Annotated in this window: 7 protein-coding genes and 1 pseudogene; 3 read left to right on the top strand and 5 right to left on the bottom strand. The window is 46.2% G+C overall.

What is annotated here, in order from left to right; translation table 11 throughout:
* Positions 1-328: 328 nt before the first annotated feature.
* The 3 genes and pseudogenes from PX482_RS09795 to PX482_RS28070 form a co-directional block, all read left to right on the top strand.
* A complete protein-coding gene (locus tag PX482_RS09795) occupies positions 329-505 on the top strand; it encodes a hypothetical protein (protein WP_288024922.1) in 177 nt (58 codons plus the stop codon).
* Between the two features lie 334 nt (positions 506-839).
* Entirely contained in the window at positions 840-1,661 is an 822-nt protein-coding gene (locus PX482_RS09790; protein WP_223213056.1) for a DUF4351 domain-containing protein, read from the top strand.
* 20 nt (positions 1,662-1,681) lie between these two features.
* Positions 1,682-1,783, top strand: a pseudogene (locus tag PX482_RS28070) (bluetail domain-containing putative surface protein); the annotation flags it as partial.
* Positions 1,784-1,788: 5 nt separating this feature from the next.
* On the opposite strand, the gene PX482_RS09785 reads toward PX482_RS28070, so the two are convergent.
* The 5 genes from PX482_RS09785 to PX482_RS09765 form a co-directional block, all read right to left on the bottom strand.
* Positions 1,789-2,568: an HNH endonuclease gene (locus PX482_RS09785; protein WP_288094105.1), complete on the bottom strand. Its 780-nt coding sequence runs from the start codon at positions 2,566-2,568 to the stop codon at positions 1,789-1,791.
* Between the two features lie 40 nt (positions 2,569-2,608).
* Positions 2,609-3,694: an alanine dehydrogenase gene (gene ald, locus PX482_RS09780; RefSeq protein WP_288027362.1), complete on the bottom strand. Its 1,086-nt coding sequence runs from the start codon at positions 3,692-3,694 to the stop codon at positions 2,609-2,611.
* 237 nt (positions 3,695-3,931) lie between these two features.
* Positions 3,932-4,234, bottom strand: coding sequence for a DUF3181 family protein (locus PX482_RS09775; protein ID WP_002761852.1), 303 nt, complete (start codon positions 4,232-4,234; stop codon positions 3,932-3,934).
* Entirely contained in the window at positions 4,227-4,481 is a 255-nt protein-coding gene (locus PX482_RS09770) for a hypothetical protein (protein WP_002761850.1), read from the bottom strand. Before PX482_RS09770 ends, PX482_RS09775 begins: the two co-directional genes overlap by 8 nt.
* A 79-nt stretch (positions 4,482-4,560) precedes the next feature.
* Positions 4,561-4,907 (bottom strand): CHAT domain-containing protein (locus PX482_RS09765; RefSeq protein WP_288122372.1); only part of this gene is annotated, 347 nt, incomplete at its 5' end.

Genomic DNA, 4,907 nt, shown 5'->3' with positions numbered 1-4,907 from the left:
GCGGCGATTCCTAAACCTCACGATTTAAGTTTCTGCTTCCACCACCGTCGCATACCACAGTTAAAAAACCATGTACTGTCTTACACAGAGTCCACAGACTTTCGCCCCATTTCAGAAGCCCGATTCCGTGTGTCCCACGGTACGTTTCCAGCTAAACGCTTCTTGTACTTGTTGCGCGCGACTTTTTACCCGGCCAAGCTTTTCTGGTCGGAACCCCCTAAGCCGAGTTTTCAAGGTGCTGCGCCGTCCACTTGGTTTTCGAGACTGGCCTTTTAATTCTAACGTAAAGCCAACCTAGAACGGCGGGGTTTCAGACCCAAAATTTCCGATGACCAATGCACCTGACGACTACGATAGTCCTTGGAAAACGGCTCTGGTGCGGTATTTCCAGGAGTTTCTGGCGTTTTACTTTCCGGCGGCTTATCGAAAATTTGGGTTAAAACCCCGTCCTTTTAGGACGGCTTTAGGCTACAATGGAAAAAGCGATAACCAAGCTAAAAACTGAACCTTGACAACAGATAGTAGGGGGTTTTGTTCAGAAAAGAATTCAAATTCGGCCTTGAACAAGTAAAACTTTCTAGGAAATAAGGTTGAACATTAGATTTTTTCGACTTGTTCAAAGTGGCCGGAGGGCATTCGGACACTCAAAACGGACGTGGAGAAAGAGTCAGACTTAAGCAATTAAGCGTTTTTCGGTGAAGCGTCAACCCCATTCAGCGACCACCCTAAAAAAGTGGCGTGGTGAGGAATCGCCGTCCGTTTTACGGCGGCGAGGATGTCAAGAGTCCATTGATTGGACATTCCCCCATAGGTTTCTGGAGCAAGAACTGGCCCAAATTGTGGCAGATGCGGAATTAGGGCGGCGACGGGTGGACTGTTTGGTAGAAGTGACCCTGACCACGGCCAAGCAGGAATGGGTTTATATTCATGTGGAGGTTCAGGGGCGACGGAATAGAACCTTTGCTGAACGGTTGTTTATTTACAACTATCGGCTTTATGACCGTTACCGTCGCCCGGTTGCAACCTTAGCCGTGTTAGCAGATACAAATCCAAGCTGGCGACCCCAGGGATTCAGCTACGACTTGCTTGGTAGTCGGACAAGCATTGAATTTGCGACAGTAAAAATTCTTGACTACGCCAACTGTCTCAATGCTTTGCTAGACAATCCCAACCCTTTTGCCCTGGTGACTGCGGCCCATTTATTAACCCAACAAACCCGCAATAATCCGTCAGGGCGCTATGACGCCAAGTGGCAGTTGGCTCGATTACTATATGAGAGGGATTGGGATAAGCAACGGATTCTTGATTTGTTTGGCATTATCGACTGGTTAATGAAGTTGCCCCAAGACTTGGAGAAACAACTGTGGACGTCCATTCAAAATTTGGAGAAAAATAAAGCCATGCCCTATGTCTTATCGGTAGAACGTATTGCCCGTCAAGAAGGTCGTCAAGAAGGTCGCCAGGAGGGTCGTCAGGAGGGGCTTCTCGAAGGAGAATCTCTGCTGATTGTGCGACAGTTGTCAAAACGATTTGGTACCCTGAGTCCGGATGTGGTGGCCCAGATTCGTGGGCTGACGGCGTCGCAATTAGAACAGTTGGGGGAGGCTCTCTTGGATTTTCAATCCTTGGCGGATTTGGATAACTGTTTGGATTCCCTTTAAATTCAGGTTTGTTAAGCGACCAGTTTAGTCAGTCCACTGCCGCAGCCCTAGACCGAGTTACGGATTTTGCTATTGGTACTGATAAAATTGACCTGCTTAGTCAAGCTGGTGCGGCAATATCGTACTTTTAGCCCTGAAATATATGATAGCGATGATAGTTTAAAAAATCTAAATCTGGTGAAAAGCGAGCGGGAACATTTAAAGTTTTACCGCGATAGTTGATAAAATTTAGTGCTAACGTCTCGCTACCTTGATCCTGAGCCTTTTTTTCGATCTCATGGCCAATAATTAATCTTAAATCCTCATCGAAACTAATTAAACCTCGATCGAAAGCAGTATCATGAGTACGAGCTAGGCACAAGCCATTATGAGGGTTTAAACGCTGTTCAGGAAATTGACTCCAGGGTAATATATGACTAGCTGTTAGTAACAGCGGAATGGGATTTCCTGTAATACAGCAACGATAGTTATATAATGCTAAAATTGTCTTTCTAAAAAAGTTTTGTCCGATTCTAACTTTTCTGATTGCCTCGGTTTCTGTTTTGATATTTTCCGAAAAATCAAGTCTAGTAAAATCCTCTTGCTGTTCGTTGATAACTCCTAAAAGAACCTGTAATCTTTCCTCACTTTCTAGGGCTAATTCTGTCCAGTTATCCTCGAACTCCTGCCAGATTTGCCGATCAGCTTTACTGATACCTTTTAACCCCTGTACTCCTCGCAATTGATGCCTGGGATCGAGAGAACCAAAATTACATAGTTTCATCACCAGGGCCGATGGTGTTCGCTGTAACTTTTCAGCGACTTCGATAATAATAGGATTATTGGTGTGGAATTGTCCATAGGGAAATTTATAGTATAAATTGAGAGCGATCAGCAGCTCATCCCTTGTCCATAAATTCTTAGTCATAACCCCTAGAAAATACCACGATCAGCCCTGAAATTACTGCTCAAATCAAATCGGGAAAAACTTCGCGCACTGCTGGATGAATTAACCGATGATTGGCGACATTTAACCCCTTAGCGAGGGAAACATCTTGATCCAAAGCTTTTACTCCATGGTCGGCTAATTTAATAACGTAGGGTAGGGTACTATTATTTAAAGCTTGAGTTGCCGTCCAGGGTACTGCTCCAGGCATATTAGGCACTCCATAATGTACTACTCCCGACTCCAGGTAAGTCGGTTGACTGTGGGAAGTGGCCCGCAGGGTTTCCACGCAGCCTCCTTGGTCCACTGCCACATCGACAATTACGGAACCAGGGTTCATTTTGGCGACTAAAGAGCGAGAAACCAGCGTCGGCGCTCGTTTTCCTAAGACTAGCACTGCCCCAATCAATAAATCGGCCTTAGGAACCACATTTTCTAATTGTGCCGAGCTACTATAAAGCAATTCTACCCGCGAACCGAATAAAGTCTCTAAATAGGCCAAGCGCTCGACGTTAATATCTAAAATAGTTACTTTTGCCCCCATACCGATGGCAATTCTGGCCGCTTCCGTACCCACCACACCACCGCCAAGGATAACCACTTGTCCGGGACTCACCCCGGGGAAACCCCCCAGTAAAACTCCCCTACCTCCCTGTTGTTTTTCCAGATAGCGGGCCCCAAATTGTACCGAAAGACGACCGGCAATAACACTCATGGGAGTTAAGAGAGGCAAACGACCATCGGCAAGCTCGACCGTTTCATAAGCGATCGCAGTTGTTCCCGACTCGATTAATGCTTCCGTTAAATAGCGCTCGGCCGCTAGGTGTAAATAGGTGAATAGGAGAGCTTCTTTATTTAAAAAGCCGTATTCTGTCTTAAGCGGCTCTTTTACCTTGACAATTAGCGGTTTATCCCAAACTTGGGCCGCTTTTTCCACAATTTTGGCCCCGGATTTTTGGTAATCTTCATCGCTGAATCCAGCACCCAATCCGGCGGCCGTTTCCACAAATACCCTGTGACCGCGATCATTGAGTACACGCACACTACTGGGACTCAAACCGACGCGAAACTCTTGATCTTTAATCTCTTTGGGAACACCTATTTCCATGGTTTGCTTCTGGGGGACTATTTCTAACTAGGGTATGCTGAAAAAGTTTTTCGGTGGGGGTAGGGTGTGGGGTGTGGGGTGTGGGGTGTGGGGTGTAGGGTTTTAGCCATTTTCAGGGGAAAAGTGCCTGAATTTTCCCCCAGATCACTCCAAGGGCCAGTACTTATCGAACAATGTTTTTAGATTTATTCAGCCAACCCTATAGTTGCGAGTTATCAGGCATACTATTGGGGAATTTTAGCGACTTTTTTGGTATTCTTCTAGCAAATCGATTAAATCTATCTGACATTTGCTGGGTAATAAATCTGCCAGGGAAACTTGCAGATGACCACCTCCGAGGGTGACTTTTATCTCCCGCAGGATAGACATGACTGCATTCTCACTTAAGCTGTCGTTTTCGAGCAAAGGGAAGACTTTTTCGGCAACGACGCTGTGTAAATGTGCTTCCCGGAGATAGAGATGCCATTTAGCCACGTCAATGTAGATATTGTCGCCGATTTGGGCCGCCAGATTTTCGATGTCCTGAGTTGTGTTAGCCATGGGATGTTACCGAGTAGTTAGCGATCGCCGCTATATAAATCAAATGTCCCACCAATAGAATAGCCCAAATTCCCGTGAACAGATTTAACCAAGTCCAATCGGAGAATTTAATGATATGAAAGAACCACAACCCTGAATTAATCGCTAAAAAACCCGCCACATGAACGGCGAAATTCATGCGATCATCTAAACGTCGGAAAGCGGGATCGTTTTTGCGATCGGGTTGACGGGGCCAACGAGGAGGCATAAGCAGTGATCAGTTGTCAATTATCAGTTATCAGTGTACCGGTTTTTTAGCCAATAGATTTTGTCTTTGATCCCCCCTGCTACCTGCTACCTGCTCCCACCTCTTGACCATCTCCAATCAGGATAAACGCCGCCCAAAAGAAAGGATGAAGGTCAATATGGGCGAGTTTTGCCTGACGGAGGGCTTCCGCTTTGGTCATGCCCTGTTGTAAATTGGCATAAAATTGATTTAAAATTGCCCACGGGGGCGATTTGGGGCTGTTTTGTTGGGTATATTGCCCAAAATCGGTGGCATTCCAAAGACTGGCGAGGGTGGTTTTCGCCCCCGCCCTTTCCCAAACATAAGCCAAACCCGCCAAACCGACTCCATCCACTTCCCGCGCCGTTTCACAAGCACCAATAGTAATCAGTTCGGTATTTTGCAGTC

This window comes from Microcystis sp. M53602_WE12, from assembly GCF_030065455.1.
Classification (GTDB): domain Bacteria; phylum Cyanobacteriota; class Cyanobacteriia; order Cyanobacteriales; family Microcystaceae; genus Microcystis; species Microcystis aeruginosa.
This window is presented reverse-complemented; position numbering and strand designations above follow the sequence as displayed.

What these genes read in the sequence shown, in the direction of transcription:
- PX482_RS09795 (WP_288024922.1), top strand. Translation starts at nt 329, where the DNA reads ATGACCAATGCACCTGACGACTACGATAGTCCTTGGAAAACGGCTCTG.
- PX482_RS09785 (WP_288094105.1), bottom strand. Translation starts at nt 2,568, where the DNA reads ATGACTAAGAATTTATGGACAAGGGATGAGCTGCTGATCGCTCTCAAT.
- ald (WP_288027362.1), bottom strand. Translation starts at nt 3,694, where the DNA reads ATGGAAATAGGTGTTCCCAAAGAGATTAAAGATCAAGAGTTTCGCGTC.
- PX482_RS09775 (WP_002761852.1), bottom strand. Translation starts at nt 4,234, where the DNA reads ATGGCTAACACAACTCAGGACATCGAAAATCTGGCGGCCCAAATCGGC.
- PX482_RS09770 (WP_002761850.1), bottom strand. Translation starts at nt 4,481, where the DNA reads ATGCCTCCTCGTTGGCCCCGTCAACCCGATCGCAAAAACGATCCCGCT.